Annotated in this window: 20 protein-coding genes; 9 read left to right on the top strand and 11 right to left on the bottom strand. The window is 31.9% G+C overall.

Annotated elements, in window-relative coordinates:
• Positions 1-78: 78 nt before the first annotated feature.
• From prfB to QLS71_RS17945, 4 genes are all read left to right on the top strand, one after another.
• Positions 79-1,189 (top strand): peptide chain release factor 2 gene (gene prfB / locus QLS71_RS17930; RefSeq protein ID WP_308993574.1). Its coding sequence is split into 2 segments (ribosomal slippage): positions 79-141 and positions 143-1,189, totalling 1,110 coding nucleotides; the frame shifts between segments, so codons are not numbered across the junction.
• Positions 1,186-1,806, top strand: a complete 621-nt coding sequence (locus QLS71_RS17935; RefSeq protein ID WP_308993575.1) for an HAD family phosphatase — start codon at positions 1,186-1,188, stop codon at positions 1,804-1,806. Before prfB ends, QLS71_RS17935 begins: the two co-directional genes overlap by 4 nt.
• Positions 1,803-2,144, top strand: coding sequence for an arsenate reductase (glutaredoxin) (gene arsC / locus QLS71_RS17940; RefSeq protein ID WP_308993576.1), 342 nt, complete (start codon positions 1,803-1,805; stop codon positions 2,142-2,144). Before QLS71_RS17935 ends, arsC begins: the two co-directional genes overlap by 4 nt.
• Positions 2,145-2,242: 98 nt before the next feature.
• A complete protein-coding gene (locus tag QLS71_RS17945) occupies positions 2,243-4,681 on the top strand; it encodes an outer membrane beta-barrel protein (protein WP_308993577.1) in 2,439 nt (812 codons plus the stop codon).
• Between the two features lie 74 nt (positions 4,682-4,755).
• Here the strand turns inward: QLS71_RS17945 and QLS71_RS17950 are convergent, their stop codons facing one another.
• Positions 4,756-4,932, bottom strand: coding sequence for a hypothetical protein (locus QLS71_RS17950; protein WP_308993578.1), 177 nt, complete (start codon positions 4,930-4,932; stop codon positions 4,756-4,758).
• A 93-nt stretch (positions 4,933-5,025) separates the two neighbouring features.
• A complete protein-coding gene (locus tag QLS71_RS17955; protein WP_308993579.1) occupies positions 5,026-5,667 on the bottom strand; it encodes a peroxiredoxin in 642 nt (213 codons plus the stop codon).
• 176 nt (positions 5,668-5,843) lie between these two features.
• Here QLS71_RS17955 and fumC point away from each other — a divergent pair, with 176 nt between their 5' ends.
• Positions 5,844-7,241 (top strand): class II fumarate hydratase, encoded by a 1,398-nt coding sequence (gene fumC / locus QLS71_RS17960; protein WP_308993580.1) that lies wholly within the window; start codon positions 5,844-5,846, stop codon positions 7,239-7,241.
• A gap of 143 nt (positions 7,242-7,384) precedes the next feature.
• On the opposite strand, the gene QLS71_RS17965 is transcribed toward fumC, so the two are convergent.
• A complete protein-coding gene (locus tag QLS71_RS17965; RefSeq protein WP_308993581.1) occupies positions 7,385-7,969 on the bottom strand; it encodes a Crp/Fnr family transcriptional regulator in 585 nt (194 codons plus the stop codon).
• A 241-nt stretch (positions 7,970-8,210) separates the two neighbouring features.
• Complete coding sequence (locus tag QLS71_RS17970) at positions 8,211-9,095, bottom strand: chromosome partitioning protein ParA (protein WP_308993582.1); 885 nt, start codon at positions 9,093-9,095, stop codon at positions 8,211-8,213.
• A 116-nt stretch (positions 9,096-9,211) separates the two neighbouring features.
• On the opposite strand from QLS71_RS17970, the gene QLS71_RS17975 reads away from it, so the two are divergent.
• The gene (locus QLS71_RS17975; protein WP_308993583.1) at positions 9,212-10,222 is read left to right on the top strand and encodes an arginase family protein; all 1,011 of its coding nucleotides are present in this window, start codon (positions 9,212-9,214) and stop codon (positions 10,220-10,222) included.
• Here the strand turns inward: QLS71_RS17975 and QLS71_RS17980 are convergent, their stop codons facing one another.
• Positions 10,223-10,807 carry an NUDIX domain-containing protein gene (locus QLS71_RS17980; protein WP_308993584.1) on the bottom strand — a complete coding sequence of 195 codons (585 nt, stop codon included), beginning with the start codon at positions 10,805-10,807 and terminating at the stop codon, positions 10,223-10,225.
• 255 nt (positions 10,808-11,062) lie between these two features.
• On the opposite strand from QLS71_RS17980, the gene QLS71_RS17985 reads away from it, so the two are divergent.
• Positions 11,063-11,302 carry a hypothetical protein gene (locus tag QLS71_RS17985; RefSeq protein WP_308993585.1) on the top strand — a complete coding sequence of 80 codons (240 nt, stop codon included), beginning with the start codon at positions 11,063-11,065 and terminating at the stop codon, positions 11,300-11,302.
• 63 nt (positions 11,303-11,365) lie between these two features.
• Here QLS71_RS17985 and ettA read toward each other — a convergent pair whose 3' ends face one another.
• Together ettA and QLS71_RS17995 are read right to left on the bottom strand one after the other, a co-directional pair.
• Positions 11,366-13,057 carry an energy-dependent translational throttle protein EttA gene (gene ettA / locus QLS71_RS17990; RefSeq protein ID WP_308993586.1) on the bottom strand — a complete coding sequence of 564 codons (1,692 nt, stop codon included), beginning with the start codon at positions 13,055-13,057 and terminating at the stop codon, positions 11,366-11,368.
• Positions 13,058-13,149: 92 nt separating this feature from the next.
• Complete coding sequence (locus QLS71_RS17995) at positions 13,150-13,332, bottom strand: CAL67264 family membrane protein (protein WP_308993587.1); 183 nt, start codon at positions 13,330-13,332, stop codon at positions 13,150-13,152.
• A 480-nt stretch (positions 13,333-13,812) separates the two neighbouring features.
• Between QLS71_RS17995 and QLS71_RS18000 the strand changes: the two genes are divergently transcribed.
• A complete protein-coding gene (locus QLS71_RS18000; protein ID WP_308993588.1) occupies positions 13,813-14,997 on the top strand; it encodes an MFS transporter in 1,185 nt (394 codons plus the stop codon).
• A gap of 314 nt (positions 14,998-15,311) precedes the next feature.
• Positions 15,312-17,003 (top strand): family 10 glycosylhydrolase, encoded by a 1,692-nt coding sequence (locus QLS71_RS18005; protein WP_308993589.1) that lies wholly within the window; start codon positions 15,312-15,314, stop codon positions 17,001-17,003.
• 93 nt (positions 17,004-17,096) lie between these two features.
• On the opposite strand, the gene QLS71_RS18010 is transcribed toward QLS71_RS18005, so the two are convergent.
• The 4 genes from QLS71_RS18010 to QLS71_RS18025 form a co-directional block, all read right to left on the bottom strand.
• The gene (locus QLS71_RS18010) at positions 17,097-17,819 is read right to left on the bottom strand and encodes a pirin family protein (RefSeq protein WP_308993590.1); all 723 of its coding nucleotides are present in this window, start codon (positions 17,817-17,819) and stop codon (positions 17,097-17,099) included.
• Between the two features lie 80 nt (positions 17,820-17,899).
• A complete protein-coding gene (locus QLS71_RS18015; RefSeq protein WP_308993591.1) occupies positions 17,900-18,337 on the bottom strand; it encodes a MarR family transcriptional regulator in 438 nt (145 codons plus the stop codon).
• An 11-nt stretch (positions 18,338-18,348) separates the two neighbouring features.
• Positions 18,349-18,633 carry a GNAT family N-acetyltransferase gene (locus tag QLS71_RS18020; RefSeq protein ID WP_308993592.1) on the bottom strand — a complete coding sequence of 95 codons (285 nt, stop codon included), beginning with the start codon at positions 18,631-18,633 and terminating at the stop codon, positions 18,349-18,351.
• Position 18,634: 1 nt separating this feature from the next.
• Positions 18,635-19,165: an NAD(P)H-dependent oxidoreductase gene (locus tag QLS71_RS18025; RefSeq protein WP_308993593.1), complete on the bottom strand. Its 531-nt coding sequence runs from the start codon at positions 19,163-19,165 to the stop codon at positions 18,635-18,637.
• Positions 19,166-19,274 lie beyond the last annotated feature (109 nt).

The following is a 19,274-nucleotide window of genomic DNA, read 5'->3' on the forward strand; positions in this document are numbered from 1 at the left end:
GTAAAGCTATAAAATTATATTAAGAATTGTTTTCTGCTCCTACTATAAATCCTATTTTTGTTCAAAACAAAATTAATAATGATAACTTCAGATCAGATTAAAAATCTTAATACCCGCCTTGACAAACTTAGGCACTATCTTTGACGTAGATAGAAAACTTATTGAAATACAAAACGAAGAAGAAAAAACCTTCGACCCTAATTTCTGGAATGATGCCAAAGCTGCCGAAGCTACAATGAAATCGCTTCGTGTAACTAAAAAATGGGTTGAAGATTATAACACTGCCAAAACACTTACCGAAGATTTAGAAGTTCTTTATGAGTTTTATAAAGAAGGAGAATCTACTGCCGAAGATGTTGAGGAACAATATCAAAAAGCGTTTACATTACTAGAAGATATCGAGTTTAAAAACATGCTTTCAGATGAAGGCGATAGTTTAAGCGCAGTTTTACAAATAACTGCTGGTGCTGGTGGTACCGAAAGTTGTGATTGGGCCAGCATGCTTATGCGTATGTACTTAATGTATGCTGAAAAAAGCGGATTTAAAGTAAAAGAACTCAACTTTCAAGAAGGTGATGTCGCTGGTATAAAAACAGTGACATTAGAATTAGAAGGCGATTTCGCTTTCGGTTGGTTAAAAGGCGAAAATGGCGTGCATCGTTTGGTGCGTATTTCCCCTTTTGATAGTAATGCGAAACGTCACACCAGTTTTGCATCTGTTTATGTATATCCATTGGTTGATGATACGATTGAAATAGAAATAAATCCTGCCGATATTGAAATCACCACTGCGCGCTCCAGTGGCGCTGGCGGACAAAACGTCAATAAAGTAGAAACCAAGGTACAATTAACACATAAACCAACAGGGATTCAAATACAATGTTCAGAAACACGCTCCCAACACGATAACCGTTCCAGAGCCATGCAAATGCTTAAATCTCAGTTATATGAAATTGAGTTGCAAAAGCAAATGGCACAACGTGAAGATATTGAAGCTGGTAAAATGAAAATTGAATGGGGAAGTCAAATCCGTAATTACGTCATGCAACCTTATAAACTAGTAAAAGATGTTAGAACTGGTCATGAAACTAGTAATGTAGATGGCGTTATGGATGGAAATATTAGTTCATTTTTAAAAGCATACTTAATGATGATGGGGCAAAAAGTAGAAGATAACAATACTTTATGAAACAAATAGACACCATAATTTTTGACCTAGGAGGCGTTTTAATCGATTGGAACCCTGAATACGTTTTTTTTGATGCATTTGATGGCGATAAAGAAAAAATGCAATGGTTTCTTGATACTATTTGTACCAGTGATTGGAACGAAAACCAAGATGCAGGTTACCCGCTAGCACAAGCAACTCTAGATTTAATAAATAAGTTCCCTGAACACGAACAACATATAAAACTATTTTATGGCGACTGGGAAAAGATGCTAGGGGGTACTATTGATGGTACTGTTAAAATTCTACAAGATTTAATTCAATCTAAAAAATACAAAGTAGTTGCTTTAACTAATTGGAGTCATGAAACCTTTCCTATAGCCCAAAAACGTTTCGAATTTTTAGGATGGTTTGAAGGTATTGTGGTTTCAGGGGATGAAAAAACAAGAAAACCGTTTAAAGACATTTATGAAATATGTTTAAATAGATTTAATATAACTCCAGAAAAATCATTATTTATTGATGATAATCTAAGAAATATTGAAGCGGCAAATACCTTAGGTATTAATGGTATACATTTCAAAAATTCAGAAAAACTCATTCAACAGTTAAAAAATTATAATATCCAATTATCATGATAAAAATCCTTCACAATAATAGATGTAGTAAATCACGTTGCGGATTAGAATTATTAGAAGAATCAGGCAAACCCTTTGAAGTTATTAAATATCTTGAAGACACCTTATCTACTCAAGAATTAAAAGGTATTATTAAACTTTTAAATATTAAACCAATTGATTTAGTTAGAAAAAATGAAGCTACTTGGAAAACCGAGTTTAAAAATAAAAACTTAACTGATGACCAAATTATTGATGCTATGGTTAAAAATCCTAAACTTATAGAGCGCCCCATAGTTATTAATGGGAACAAAGCTGTAATAGGTAGACCTACCCAAAAAATCTCTGAAATCATATAATATAGAGGCATAAATCAACTTAAGTTAATTAACTTTTATTTAACAAAAACACGTTAAACCATGACTATTTTTGCGAGTCTAATTCGCAAAAATTAATCATGATAAAAACTTTTATATCTTTATTTGTATTCTTTTCATTTATTATACATGCACATGCGTCACCAAAAAATAAACATGATTTTTTAGATAAAAACATTACTATTACTGGTAAAGTTATAGATAAAGACACCAAAGATCCTTTAGAATATGCTACAGTCGCTTTTTTTAGTAAAAAAGAAAATAAAATAGTTGATGGAGGCATAACCGATGCCAATGGAAATTTCAGTATCAAAGTTGCTGAAGGCCTTTACGATGTTACAATAGAGTATATCTCTTATAAAAAAATAACGCTTTCTAATAAAAAATTAGTATCAGACCAAAATTTAGGCACAATTGCTTTAGAAATTGATTTTGCTTCATTAGGTGAAGTAGAAATTATTGCTGAACGCACAACGGTTGAAATTAAACTCGACAAAAAAATATATAATGTAGGTAAAGATCTTACGGTAAGCGGCGGTAATGTGAGTGATGTTTTAGACAACATTCCTTCTGTGTCTGTAGGAGTTGAAGGAAATGTTGCTCTTAGAGGAAATGAAAATGTTACGATTCTTATTAATGGAAAACCATCTGGACTCGTTGGTTTAAATTCTACCGAGGCTCTACGCCAACTTCCTGCTGATGCTATTGAAAAAGTAGAAGTAATTACTTCTCCATCAGCTCGCTACCAATCTGAAGGAACTGCAGGTATTTTAAATATTATTTTACGAAGAAGTAAGCTGCAAGGTTTTAATGGTGCCATTACAGCAAACGCCGGCTATCCAAAATCAGCTGGTCTTTCTGGAAATATAAATTACAGAACGGGTGATGTTAATTTTTTTAATACCACCAGTTATAATTACAGAGAGTCTATAGGGCACGCATACACGAACACTAGATATAAAACAACTGGGAATTATTTAGATGAAAAATCAGATACCGATAACCAAAGTAAGGGAATTACTTCTAATATTGGACTTGAATGGTATATTAACGATTCGGCATCATTAACCACTTCATTAGTTTATAGAGATTCAGATAATGAATCAAATTCTACAAACAAAATAGTGCAGTATGATGAAAATCTAAATTTCACAGGACAAAGTATTCGTTTAGACCCCGAATTTGGTGGTAATAAAACCATTCAATATGCGACTAATTTCACCAAAAATTTTAAAACAAGCGGACATAAATTTACATTCGATTTTCAATATGAAGATAATAAGGATAATGAAGAGTCTTTAATTGTTAATAATGGTATAGAAACCGATAAAGTTGAAACTTTAGATAACCAACAAAATATTCTTCTTCAATCTGATTATGTTTTACCTATTGGAGAAAATAGCCAGTTTGAACTTGGATATAGAGGTGATTTTAGCACAAAATCAACTGACTATACTGTAGAACTTTTTAACACGACAACAAACAATTTTGAAATCGACAATAACTTATCAAATACTTTCAATTTTAAAGTATATGTAAATGCGTTTTACACACAATTTGGAAGTAAAATAAATAAGTTTTCTTATTTATTAGGCTTGCGTATGGAAAATACACAAACCACTATAGATCAACCAACAAGTGGCGATTTTAAAAAGAAAAACATTACGGGCTTATTTCCAACAATTAATTTTAGTTATGAATTAAGTGAAAGAGAAAGTTTAACCTTAGGCTATAGTAGAAGACTGCAAAGACCTCGTGGTTTCCATTTGAATCCATTCCCGTCAAGAACCAGTCTTACCAATATATTTCAAGGCAATCCAGACCTAGACCCTAGTTATTCTGGATTATACGATTTAGGATATTTAAATAGATTTAATAAAGTAACATTAAGTACCTCTATATATTTTCAGCACGAAAAAGATGATAGTAATTGGGTGAGTTTTGAAACAGGAGACACTGTTCAAATAAATGGGCAAGACATTCCTGTGGTACAAAGAACTCCTGTTAACATGGCTACAGAAGATCGTTATGGTTACGAATTTAACGTTAACTATACACCCACAAGAAAGTGGCGTATAAATACAGATTTTAACCTATTTAAAAACATTACCAGAGGTGATTTTAATGGAGTAAACTATGATGCAGAAAACTTAAGCTGGAATATTAGATTAAGCAACAAATACACGCTTCCAGCAAATATTGATTGGCAAACGAATATGGATTATAGAGGTCCTAGCAAAGACGCTCAAAATACGAGAGAAGGGATATTTTCTATAAATCTTGCTTTTAGCAAAGATTTATTTAAAGAAAAGGCTTCTATCGCGTTTAATATAAGTGATTTATTAAATAGTAGAAGATTTAAAGGAGAAATAGACACTCCTACTTTTTTCAGCACAAGAGATATGCAATTTCGCGGAGGACAAAATTTCAACTTATCATTTACCTATAGATTTAATCAAAAAAAGAAACCAGAACGTCAAAACAATGGGGGTGGATCAGGTTTTGATATGGAAGGATAATACAACAACTAAAAATAAAAAAGGGAAGCTAATTAATTAGCTTCCCTTTTTTGTTTATAAAAATTATATTGTGTTTATGAATTTTGACGTTTAGCCTTTTTCTCTTCTCTTATTTCTTTTAATCTTTCAATTAAAGCACCACCTATCCAATAAGGAATCACAAAAGTTAATAAGAAAATCATTAACCAGAAGCCTAATGTTAATATGGATAAAAATGCTAAAAATCCTAAATATTGGTCAAAATCAAACATAATTGTATGTATCTATTAAAAAATATTACGCAAAGATAATGCAACTGTTTTTGTTAAACAATAGCTAAACTAAAAAAATATTAACAGGTGTTGTTAATCTAAATTAGGTTGTGGCGTCATTCTTAAATAAGGTTTTATTTCTTTATGCCCTTTTGGAAACATACTTGGGATCTGTTCATTTGTAATTGCAGGAGAGATAACAACATCTTCACCGTTTTTCCAGTTGGCTGGAGTAGCTACTTTATGATACGCTGTTAATTGTAAACTATCGATAACTCTTAAAAGTTCATCAAAATTTCTACCTGTAGATGCTGGATAAGTTATAATTAACTTCACTTTTTTATCATCTCCAATTACAAATACAGAACGTACTGTAAGTTTATCATTTGCATTTGGATGAATCATATCGTATAGTTCAGACACCTTTTTGTCTTCATCTGCAATAATAGGAAAGTTTACTGTGGTGTTTTGGGTTTCATTAATATCGTTAACCCAACCTTTATGAGATTCTAAGCCATCAACACTTAACGCAACAACTTTTACGTTACGCTTATCAAACTCTGGTTTATATTTAGCTACGGTACCTAACTCAGTTGTACAAACAGGAGTGTAATCAGCTGGATGTGAAAATAATATTCCCCAACTATCACCTAGCCATTCATGAAAATTAATATTTCCTTCAGTTGACTTTGCAGTAAAATTTGGTGCAATGTCACCTAATCTAATTGTTGCCATAATATATAATGTTTTATTGAAATTAATAAATGAATTCTATACTAGCTAATATAACCATTTTTCTTCAATTGATAAAAATCAACTCGTTATATATCTGTTAAAAAAACTAATCACTTTCTTACTAATAAAAACCATAAATCAGTTAACTTTGCTTCTTAAAATTAAATCATTTTATAATGAGTTTTAGAATAGAAAAAGACACCATGGGCGAGGTAAAAGTGCCTGCCGATAAACTTTGGGGAGCACAAACAGAACGCTCTAGAAATAATTTTAAAATAGGGGCTTCGGCGTCTATGCCATTAGAAATAATTTACGGATTTGCCTATCTAAAAAAAGCAGCTGCCTATACCAATTGCGAATTAGGAGTTTTACCAATTGAAAAACGCGATTTAATTGCTGCCGTTTGTGATGAAATTTTAGCTGGCAAACACGATGACCAATTCCCGCTTGTTATTTGGCAAACAGGTTCTGGAACACAAAGCAATATGAATGCTAATGAAGTTATTGCAAATAGAGCACAACAATTGGCAGGAAAAATTATTGGTGAGGGAGAGAAAGCAATTCAACCTAATGATGATGTGAACAAATCGCAATCATCGAACGACACCTTCCCTACTGGTATGCATATTGCTATTTATAAAAAAGTAGTAGAAGTTACTATTCCGGGGGTTAAACAACTTCGCGACACGCTCAAGAAAAAATCCGAAGCATTTAAAAATGTTGTAAAAATTGGTCGTACCCATTTAATGGATGCTACGCCACTAACTTTAGGTCAAGAAATTTCTGGGTATGTTGCACAGCTAGATCACGGTTTAAAAGCCTTAGAAAATACCTTGCCACATTTAAGCGAACTAGCATTAGGAGGTACTGCTGTAGGAACAGGTTTAAACACGCCAAAAGGATATAGCAAACGTGTTGCAGAATACATTGCAGAATTTACAGGACTTCCATTTATTACTGCTCCTAATAAATTTGAGGCGCTTGCTGCACACGATGCCCTGGTTGAAACACACGGAGCGCTTAAACAATTAGCGGTTTCTTTAAATAAAATTGCTAATGATGTTAGAATGATGGCATCTGGACCACGAAGTGGTATTGGTGAAATTATTATTCCAGCAAACGAACCAGGTAGTTCTATTATGCCTGGAAAAGTTAACCCAACACAATGTGAAGCATTAACCATGGTTTGTGCTCAAGTTATTGGTAATGATGTGGCTATTTCTGTGGGTGGTTTACAAGGCCATTATGAATTGAATGTATTTAAACCTGTCATGGCCGCAAATGCCATACAATCTGCTCAATTAATAGGGGATGCTTGCGCTAGTTTTAATGAGCATTGTGCTGTTGGTATTGAACCAAACCACGAAGTCATTAAAAAATTATTAAACAATTCATTAATGCTGGTTACAGCATTAAATACTAAAATTGGCTATTATAAAGCTGCTGAAATCGCAAATACGGCTCATACTAATGGAACAACTTTAAAAGAAGAAGCTATTAATTTAGGTTATGTTACAGCTGAAGATTATGATGCTTGGGTAAAACCTGAAGATATGGTAGGTGGCTTAAAATAAATATCTAATTACTGCAAAATAAAAAACAGGTAATCGAAATTACCTGTTTTTTTTTGGTTGGTTAGCTATTAATCCTTATTTGGTTTAAATCAGGAAATCCATCCAAATATATAATTTAACATGTTCTTTACTGTTAACAAATGTTAATTTTTATCAATTTTCTTTCTAATTCGACTCAATTGAACCGCTGTTATTCCTAAATAAGACGCTATATGATACTGAGGCATTAGCGCATCTACATTGGGGATTTGTTTTTGCAATTCTGTATATCGCTGTTTAGCATCTAACGAAATTAATTCTACAAGTCGTTTTTCATATAAAACATAAATAGACTCTAAAACTTTTGAATACAACATGTTAAGTGATTTGTGTTTTTCACATAACTTCATAAGTTTATAATAATCCACCTCATACATTTCAGAATCTTCAAGTGTTTCAAACATAAATAAAGATGGTTTCTTTTGAATTAAAGCCGTTAAAGGTCCCAAAAAACTTAGTGGCATATAAAAATTTTTATTAAATTCTTTACCAGATTCTGTACTTAAATAACACCTTACTATTCCAGAAACAAGCATATATATTTTGGAAGGTGCTTCGTTTAATTTAACTATTTGCTTACCTGCTTTGAGAGTTTTAAATTCGGATATTTTTAAAAGTTCTTCAATAATGTCTTCTGAAATATTACTAAAAGAGTTTAAAAAATTTGTGTGAGAGTCGGTTTGATTCATACAGTAAAAAGAGAGATTGAATTTTTAATAGCACTTTACGCATATAGAACTTTGGATAAATATTTATCTAAAACTATATATGGTTTAAAATTACAGCTTCTCATCCTTCTTTAATTAATTTCTCTACAATTGGCATATAAATTTGTTTAGATGCATGAAACTAAATACTAGACCTTATAAAAAAACAAAAAGCCTTAGGGATTAACCTAAGGCTTTTTAATAAGTGTGTATTATATACGGTTTACTTTAAAGTAAACTCTGATGTAGCTACTAAATCTTTCTCATTAAAAACATTTATAGTGTAGCGTCCTTTTTGAAATTCTTCTTTTCCTTTTGTTGCAACAAACTCGCATATGTCTAAACTTGAGTTTTCATAATTAAATTTACTTATTATACTGTAATTTAAAGACTTATACCCGAATGCTACTTGTTCATTTAAACCTAATGTGTTATTTTTTGGATCTATAACCTGAACATATAATTCTTGATTCCCAGATTGAACTAATTTATTCTTAGGCACTGTAAAACATACTCTAATTTTATCGGCACGACTAGCTCTTTCTGTTGGTATTAATTTCCCCGAAGTTCTTTCAATAACTCCAAAGCCTTTCATGTTTACAGCTCCTAATACAGCTGCGTTTGAAACTACCTCAGCTAAAGCATTGTTTTGAATTAATAAAGAATCGGTAAATATAGTACGCTCTTCTAATCGCACACGTGTACTGTCTAAAGAAGTTGCTAAATATGAATTTTGAATTTTTAATTTATCATTTTCAGCTAATAAAACGTCCATTTCTTTTTGTAATGAAGCATATTTTTGTTTGTAACTCCACAAGCTTTTTATATTAGTTTCAGAAATTTTTAACGAATCGATTAATCCTTGAATACGAGATCTAGCTTCAACTAAATCGTTATTGGCAATTTCATTTTCGCCAATAGCTTCATCATATTGTTTAGCCATAGCGTTCAAATCATTCATCACCAATTGTTTTTGCTCGGTTAAATCTTTTTGAACTTTTGAGCTAGTTTGATATAAATTCATTGTGTAGAATGCAGTTCCTAAAAATAAAACTAATGCAATACCCAATGCTACTTTAAGCCCCATGCTACTTTTATTGTTTTCCATAATTACTTGTTTTTAATGTTTTTAATTTCAAATGTTCTTTAATTATAATACTTTTCCTTTTTAATGATGTAAATAAATAATAATGTATTTTTATTTCAAAATTTAATTGCTCTTTTATGGATAAACTGGTTTTATTTAACAATAATATTCTAGATGAATTACTAAACAAACGCCATGGTGAATCCAAATTTGGTGAACATATTCAAATATTAACCAGTATTTCAAATATATACGACCAACTTATAAATTTAGATGTTACCCATGTAATTATTGGCTTACCCGAAAATGTTGGGGGTTATGCAAACTACAGAAAAACCAGTACCTCTAAAGCATGGGAAGTTACATTAAAAAATTTATTAAACATACAAAGTAATGAGATTACAAAAGCTAATAAGATTTTAATTTTAGGGCATCTTGATTTTACTAAAGAATTATTAAAAGTTTCTAAGCTAGATGCTACTAAAAAGAAAAGTATTATGAAAGCTAGAAAAATTGTGAGCAAAATAGATACATACGTTACTCACATTGTTCAATTAATTGTTTCGGCAGGAAAAAAGCCTATTATTATTGGTGGTGGTCATAACAATGCTTATGGCAATATAAAAGGCACAAGCTTAGCTTTAAAGAAGCCTATAAATGTTATAAACTTTGATACGCATTCCGATTTTGAACCCGAAGAAGGTCGTCATAGTGGAAATGGCTTTAGTTATGCTTACGCTGAAGGATTTTTAAATAATTATTTTATTTTCGGATTGCAAAGAAGCTATATTTCAGATAGATTATTTATATCATTAAAAAAAATCAAATATAACATGTTTGAAGATTTGGTTCTTAGCAAAGGATTAAAGTATACAGAAGGACTGAAACGTGCAGCAAATCATGTTGCCGATAAACCTTTTGGGGTCGAAATAGATTGTCATGCCATAGATAATATCTCAAGTAGTTCCATAACCCCTAGGGGATTTAGTGCAAATAAAACTAGAAGTTTTGTTACATACTTTGGTAAACAAAAAAACGCTTATTATTTACATATATGTGAAGCTGCTGTTACAAAAAAAACAGAAATACAAGTTGGGATATTAATAACTGATTTGATTGTTGATTTTATAAATGCCCCCTTCGCTTAGTTACAACAATTTATGTATTAAAGCATATTGCAACAAAACAATCGTTCTGGTATCGTGTATCTCTCCGTTATTAAGCATGATAATAGCTTCAGTAAATGGTAATTCTAAAACTTCAATATCTTCATGCTCACTTTCTAGACCTCCACCTCCACTTACCTTCATTGCATCGGTGTATTCCGCTATAAAAAAATGCATTTTTTCAGTCATAACCCCGGGCGAAGAATACGCTTCAAATACTTTTTTCACTTCCTTCAACCTATATCCTACTTCTTCTTCTGTTTCTCTTATAATACAAGCTTCAGGGTTATCTTTATCTAACATGCCTGCGCAAATTTCAATCAATAAGCCATCCTTATTATCATTTAAAAATGTAGGCATTCTAAATTGACGCGTTAAAATAATACTGCCTTTTTCTTTATTATAGAGCAAAATACCCGCACCGTCACCCCTATCGTAACATTCCCGCACTTGTGTTACCCAATTTCCGTTACTTAATTTATAATCGAAGGTTACCTTATTTAAGGTATAATAATTATTAGAAAGTAATTCTGTTTTTATGTTCTTTAATTTATCAGATGATATCATTAATAGTAAATTAAGCTTATTAAAATATGAGAAGCAATTTCGTTAAAAGTATCTAATTAAGATTAATAAAATTAAAGTAATTTTTACTTTACTTACTTTATTTGAAAATATAATGCATTTAAAACTGAGTGAAACAGCAATTTAAAAATGTAATATATATCTTATTAAATGAAGTTGGTAATTTCATTTATAATTGCTTAATGAATAAAATACATTATATTTGACTTGCTTTTAAATCAAATTTTTGCACTGACTATGCTAACAAATTTAATAAATTCTTTTCATCATACAGCTCTTTTAATAAGCCAATCGAATATTCTAACCATCTTAACTATTGTTGTTATTTTCTTTGCTTGTTTATTAATTTTGGGGATTAGAAAATCTTATAAACTTAAAAAAGAAAATGAACGTTTAGACAGGCTTAGTGAAGAAATAGAAAAACCAGAAGAAAAATATAAAGATTTTACAGATGGGCATATGTATGGTGGTAATTAAAAAACATTACATACATAAAAAGCCTGCTAAAGCAGGCTTTTTATGTATGTAATCAGTACATGATTAACGCACTAACTTCTTATACTTAATACGTTTAGGTGTTAAATCACCTCCCAAACGTTTCTTTTTACTTTCTTCGTACTCGCTAAAACTACCTTCAAAGAAATACACTTGCGAATCGCCTTCGAAAGCCAAAATATGGGTACAGATTCTATCTAAAAACCATCTATCATGCGATATCACGACGGCACAACCTGCAAAGTTTTCTAAACCTTCTTCTAAAGCGCGTAAAGTATTCACATCAAGATCATTGGTTGGCTCATCCAAAAGTAGTACGTTGCCTTCCTCTTTAAGTGTCATGGCTAAATGAAGACGGTTTCTCTCACCTCCAGAAAGTAATTTCACTTTTTTATTTTGTTCTCCTCCTGAAAAATTAAAACGACTTAAATAAGCTCTAGAATTCACCTCTTTACCTCCCATTAAAACAAGCTCTTGTTCATCGCTAAAATTTTGCCAAATTGTTTTTTCGGGGTCAATGTTAGAATGTGCCTGATCTACGTACGCTATTTTAGCTGTTTCACCTACTAGAAACTCACCTTTATCTGGTGTTTGTTCACCCATAATCATTCTAAAAATAGTTGTTTTACCAGCACCATTCGGGCCAATAACACCAACAATACCTGCTTGTGGTAGTTTGAAGTTTAAATCTTCGTACAACAATTTATCATCAAAACCTTTACTTACACCAACCGCTTCTATAACATTCGTGCCTAAACGTGGCCCATTAGGAATATAAATCTCTAATTTTTCGTCAAGTTGTTTTTGGTCTTGACTTAATAATTTATCATAATTGTTTAAACGTGCTTTTTGTTTGGTTTGACGTCCTTTGGCACCTTGACGAACCCACTCTAACTCACGCTCCAATGTTTTTTGGCGCTTCGAAGCTGTCTTACTTTCTTGAGCTAAACGCTTTGATTTTTGATCTAACCAAGAAGAATAATTACCTTTCCAAGGAATACCCTCTCCTCTATCTAATTCTAATATCCACCCAGCAACGTTATCTAAAAAGTATCTATCGTGAGTTACTGCAATAACAGTTCCTTTATATTGTGCTAAATGATGCTCTAACCAATGTACCGATTCTGCATCTAAGTGGTTGGTTGGCTCATCCAATAACAACACATCTGGCTCTTGTAACAGCAATCGGCATAATGCTACACGACGACGTTCTCCACCTGATAATACACCTATTTTTTTATCGCCATCTGGTGTTCTAAGTGCATCCATAGCAATTTCTAATTTGGTATCTAATTCCCAAGCATTCGAAGCATCAATTTTATCTTGAAGCTCAGCTTGTCTAGCCATGAGTTTGTCCATTTTATCTGGGTTAGAATACACTTCTTCTAAACCAAACATATCGTTTATTTTATTGTATTCATCAAGAATAGCAACAGTTTCAGCTGCACCTTCTTTTACAATTTCTAAAACGGTTTTGCTTTCATCAAGCTGTGGCTCTTGCTCTAAATACCCAACCGAGTAATCTTGCAAAAAAGTAACATCTCCTTGATAATTCTTTTCAACCCCCGCAATAATTTTAAGCAAGGTAGACTTACCCGATCCATTTAAACCTAAAATTCCAATTTTAGCACCGTAAAAAAAACTTAAATAAATATTTTTTAATACTGGCGTATTTGCACCAGTAAATGTCTTGGTTAAACCAGACATTGAGAAGATAACTTTTTTATCGTCAGACATAATTAATTATGATTTTAGATTTACTATTTGAAAAAAATATCCGTTTGTATTATTGAAAACATTGCAAAATACAACGAATACAGCAAACTATATTATACACGCCCCTTTAAAGCATTAAAGACCCAAGCAATGGCAAAAAAACCAATACCTACAGCTGCAAAACCCCAACCCGCTACATCATCGTATTTAAAAGCACCCATTAAAATTAATGCGACGCCTACTATTATCATAATTGTTGTGGCCCAAGCCAATACTGTGTTTTTATTCATTGCCATAGTTAGTTATTTAATTTTTGGGCGCATCCTTGAAAATAAGGTCGGGCTTTCCGCTGTATCTTTTTTTTGTGTTTAAGTATTATAATACCATCGAGATATATCGAGAGCACATAAAAAAGGATGCCGCTGCAATCCCTTGCGCAGATTCACTCTACAAATATCGTACTTTTAGTAATAAATCTAAAGTTTATAAATAATATTATTCTATAATAAATTTTAAATAAGCTCACAGGTTCGTTTATAAGCCTTTATAACCACCATGTGTGTTCCTTTTTTGGGTTTTAATTATTTCATGCTTTTATTTGCAGTATACTGTCATTTCATCAAAATTAATCCCCTAAATAATTGAATGTGGCTATATAAATGAATATATTTTTGAAACTTCTCAATTAACGTTTATTTATCAAATCGTTTAACAATTATACTCTTATATAACCCCTACTTTTGCGGTTTAAAAATAGTCTCAAATTAAACTTTATTATGAACAAAGCCCTATTATCTTTAGCTATTGGAGGATTTGGTATCGGATTAACCGAATTTGTTATCATGGGCATTTTGCCGGATGTTGCTACCGCCTTTAATATAAGCATCCCTCAAGCTGGACATTTTATAGCGGCTTATGCGCTTGGAGTAGTTATAGGTGCTCCACTACTCACTGGTTTAGGAAGCAAGTGGCCTGCAAACAAAGTTTTAATAGCACTTATGCTTTGGTTTACAGTATTCAATACCCTATCGGCTTTGGCTACAAACTATACTTCTTTTATGGTTTTAAGATTTCTGTCTGGTTTACCTCACGGAGCCTTTTTTGGTATAGGTGCTGTGGTAGCAGGTAAACTCTCTAAACAAGGTAAAGAAGCACAAGGTATAGCTATTATGTTTAGTGGTTTAACTTTCGCCAATCTTTTAGGTGTTCCCTTTGGAACTTATTTAGGCAAACATTTTAGTTGGAACATCTCTTTTTTAATGGTTGGAATTGTGGGTGCATTGGCAGTATTAAGTGTTAAATTATGGATGCCTCTATTAAAACAATCTTCAGAATCTAATTTTGTGAGTGAGTTCAAAATTTTTAAGCGGTTAGAACTTTGGTTAATTATTTTATTAACCACCATTGGAACTGGAGGCTTCTTTGCTTGGTACAGTTATATTGCACCCTTAATTACAGATGTTGCAGGACTTCCAAATGAAATGGTATCAATAGCTATGATATTGGCAGGATTGGGTATGGTGATAGGAAATTTTATTGGTGCTAAGCTTGCCGAAAAGTTTTTACCCATACATGCCATAATTATAACACTCATTTTTATGGTGATATGTTTGGTATTAAATACTTTTCTAGCAACAGATAAAATTTTAGTGTTAGTGATGACTTTTATAATAGGGATGGTTACCTTCAGTCTATCTACTCCCATACAAGTAGCCATTATTAATGCATCAAAAGGTTCTGAAACTTTAGGGTCTTCTCTTAACCAAAGCGCTTTCAATATTGGGAATGCTTCGGGAGCTTATTTTGCAGGTTTGCCTATTGCCATGGGCTATGGATACACTGCAGCCGATTGGGTTGGAGCAGCTATGGCAGGATTTGGCATATTAATTGCTTTCTTTATTATTTTATTAAGAAAACGTCGTATCTCACAAAAAGAGACAACCAAACCCTGTTATTCCTAATCATATAATCATATAATTAGAATATAATAATAAGAAGCTTTCTTTTGAAGGATTAATTTCATCTTGACAGAAAACTATTTTGACATATAAAAAGAACTTAACATGATGACTGAATCACTTTTAATCTGAAAAATACGCATTTCGTCTATGTTTTTTTCATACTATTGTCTATTATTGTTGATAAATTAATTAATTTTAACCGCTTATTAATTATAAATAATTAATTGAAAAAGCATAATTAAATTTTAATAATTTAATGTCTGAACTTAGAAACTATTAGATTTAAAAAATAAATACATTATAGATCAAATAATATGAAAATATTTGCCCCTTATTTTCTGTTTTTTTTTATTACCACTCAAGCACAAGTAGGTACAAGTATTACAACTCCAAAAGCTAGTTTATACATAAATACCGTAGCCACCCATATTAGCAAGGCAACTGCAAAAGGAGAATTAAGAGGTGTCTTTTTACCTTCAATATCCAGTCTGTCTTGGCCAACTAATCGTAAAGCAACTCCCGCTGAGCAACAAGCAGAACTCATAACCATTTTAGATAATCTTAAGGCAAATGGTTACAATACCGTTTTTTTGCAGGTACGTCCTGAATGTGATGCTTTGTATGCATCTGAAATCGACCCTTGGTCTTACTGGCTTACAGGAACACAAGGGAAAGCGCCTTCTCCATTATGGGATCCTTTAGAATTTGCAGTTACAGAGGCACATGTAAGGGGTCTAGATTTGCACGCTTGGCTAAATCCTTATAGAGTTAAACAAACCTCTGCAATGGAATTAGCACCAAATAATGTAGCAAAATTACATCCAACATGGACTTTTCAAGCTAAATTAGATCATACTGATAAAGCGTTAACTTTGAAAATGTTAAATCCAGGGCTACCTGCCGTTAGAGATTACATTGTAAGTGTTATTCAAGATATTGCAAATAGATATGATATTGATGGTATCCACTTTGACGACTATTTCTATCCTTATTCTGGTATGGAAACGACTCCGCAAGATGCACAAACCTATATCGATAACAATCCAACCTGTATCGCTACTATAGAAGATTGGCGCAGAAACAATGTAAACCTAATGATTGGAATGGTTTATGACACACTACAAACCATTAATATTTCTAAAAATAAAAATATCGTATTTGGTGTAAGTCCATTTGGAATATGGAAATCAGGAACTCCATCTAATATTAGTGGAACCTCTTCATTCAACGCTTTATTTTGCGACCCAATTGCTTGGTTAAATTCAGGTAAAGTAGACTACTTAGCACCACAATTATATTGGAAAATCACAAAAGCGCAAGATTATATTGCCCTCTCGAAATGGTGGAATGATCAAGCAAAATTATATTCTAAACAGCTTTATGTAAGTCAGGGTTATTATAGAATGGATTATACGAACCCTTGGGAAATTTCAGAAATTCAAAACCAAATAAATCATAATAGGCAGCCTCATATGGATGCTACTTTTGGTCAAATTGCTTATAGTTATACCGTTATAAAAAACAATTTAAAAGGACTAAATGGAACTTTAAATAGTACTCAATTTAAATACAAATCTTTTGCACCGCCTATTTTAGGATTAGGCAAAGATAATATCTGCCCTATAAAGCCCGCCAATATTAGATTTGAACCCTTCAAAATTTTATGGGACACCCCAGAAGCAGCTTCAGACGGTGATTTACCTGTGAAATATGTTGTTTATGCCTTTGATAATCCTACCGAAGCAATTTCTAAAATGAATGATAGTTCTAAAATACTTGATATAGTTTCGGGAAACGAATTTGCATTAACCCAAACACAAATGAATACTAAAGTTTTTGTAGTTACATCTTTAGATAAAAACAATAACGAAGCTGGCGATTTTACTGAAACTAATAAATTAGGGCTTGTACACACAAAAGTAAATGAGTTAGTAATTAACCCCGTACCAAATGTTAACCCAATAAATATAGTAGTGCCTGACTTATATAATAAAAAATCAATTTAGATGCGCTGTTGAGATATAAAAAAGGGTTAAACTTTAAAAATCTAACCCAAGGTGCTTTTAACTTATAAAATTTTAAAATGTAGTCTCTGGAAATTAAAATTCCATAGGCACTTCAATAAACAATATACTAGAATCAACTTCTGCTTTAATTGTAAAAATTTCCGTTGCTGAAATACCCGCAGCATCTCGATTTTCCAAAATTGTGTTATCAATCAATACTTTACCACTAATCATCATTACATATACCCCATGATTTTTACTTTTAAGTTTATATTCAAATGCGGTACTTTTATCTAAATCAATCCGAGAAATTACAGCATCTTGATGAATCTTCAAACTTCCCTCATGGTTTTCATCTATAGAACTAACTAAGGTTTGAAGTTTATTTTTCCTTTCATCAGCGTCAAATGTCTTTTGATCATATCTTGGTACTACATTTTGCTTATTCGGAAATATCCAAATTTGAAACAGGCTTAAATGCTTTTCGTTAGAGCCATTAATTTCAGAATGTTGTACACCAGTACCTGCACTCATCACTTGCACCTCTCCTGGCAATACTGATAACCATGTGTCGCTCATGTTATCTTTGTGTTTTAACACCCCTTTCAATGGAATCGTAATGATTTCCATATTATCGTGTGGATGAGTTCCAAATCCCATTTTTGGGGCCACAATATCATCATTCAAAACCCTTAAAGCACCAAAATGTACTTTTTCGGGATTATTATAACTAGCAAAACTAAATGAATGATTTGCCTGCAACCAACCATGGTTGGCAACTCCTCTACTATCGGCTTTATGAATTATAGTTTTCATCGTTTTAAATATTTTATCTCCTCAACTAAGGAGTGTTTTTTATTAATTATTACACTTTAAGATTTCTGTTCTGCAGAAATCTATCTCATTTTATCAAGCAGATTACTTAATTGTTCTGCTTCTGCTTCATTTAAATTTTTCAATAATTCTTTGTTTAAATTATCTGGAATTGCTTCTAAAAGAGCATTTCCTTCTTTTGTAATAGCTATTTTAACTACGCGCCTATCACTATCACACGGTAGGCGTTCAATATAGTTTTTGGCGCACAGCTTATCCATTAAGCGGGTAGTGTTTGGAGCACGATCTATCATTCTTTCTTTTATAACTTGAACATTTATAGGCTCTCCCGCACCTTTTAATATTCTAAGAATATTATATTGCTGGGGCGAGATTCCAAAAGGTTTAAAAAACTCATTTTGAAAACCAGAAATCCAGTTTGCTGTATATAAAATATTTAACAGTGCCTTAACTCTGTTGTTAGAAAATTTTGAATTGATATCTTTACTAATGTCTCCCATTTTATATTTGTTTAGGCTAAAACATCTGCATATTCATCGTGTTTCTTCTTAAAAACCGCATGTGCAAATGTGCATAACGGAATTACTTTTAAGTTATTAACGCGTAAATATTCAACGGCTGCGTCAACCAATTTATATCCCACACCTTGTCCTTTTAGTACTTCACTTACTTCGGTATGATCTATAATAATCTTATCTGGATTTGCATGCGAATAAGTCATTTCTGCTTCTCGTTTACCATCAATTTCGACATAAAACATGCCCTTTTTACCATTATCATTATGCTTAACTTCCATTTTATAACTGCTTTTGAAATTGTTTTACCGAATTTATTAATTGATTATCAAAATCTTCATTAGTAATTTTTCCATCAGAAAAATTATTACCAAAAAAGGGTAAAGAAAATGCTTCTATGATAGTTGCATCGTGAAAAGCAAATCTACCTTGAGCTATTTCTAATACTGATAAACCTCCTCTACCACCTGGCGAAGTAGCCATTAGCAACATTGGCTTATTAAAAAACATTTTGCCTTCTATTCTTGTTAGCCAATCAAAAAGATTTTTAAAAGCGGTAGAATATGCTCCATTATGCTCAGCTAAAGATAAAATAATGCCATCTGTATTTTTTAAAATATCTAAAAACTTATGTGCATTATCTGGAATCCCCGTCTCTTTTTCTAAATCAATTCCATATAATGGCAATTCAAAATCATTTAAATCTAAAATGTTAACATTTACATCTGCAACTAAACTAGAAGCATATATTGCTAATTCTTTATTGATTGAGTTTTTACTATTTGAACCTGCAAAGGCTATTATATTTTTCATGTAATTATCTTTTTTAATAATACAAATATAATATAAAATAATTTAGTTTCCAAGGAAAATATCTCCATGTAATATTAATTAATAAAACATTAACAATACATAATAGTGT

The sequence above is a fragment of the Mariniflexile litorale genome, assembly GCF_031128465.2.
Classification (GTDB): Bacteria; Bacteroidota; Bacteroidia; order Flavobacteriales; family Flavobacteriaceae; genus Mariniflexile; species Mariniflexile litorale.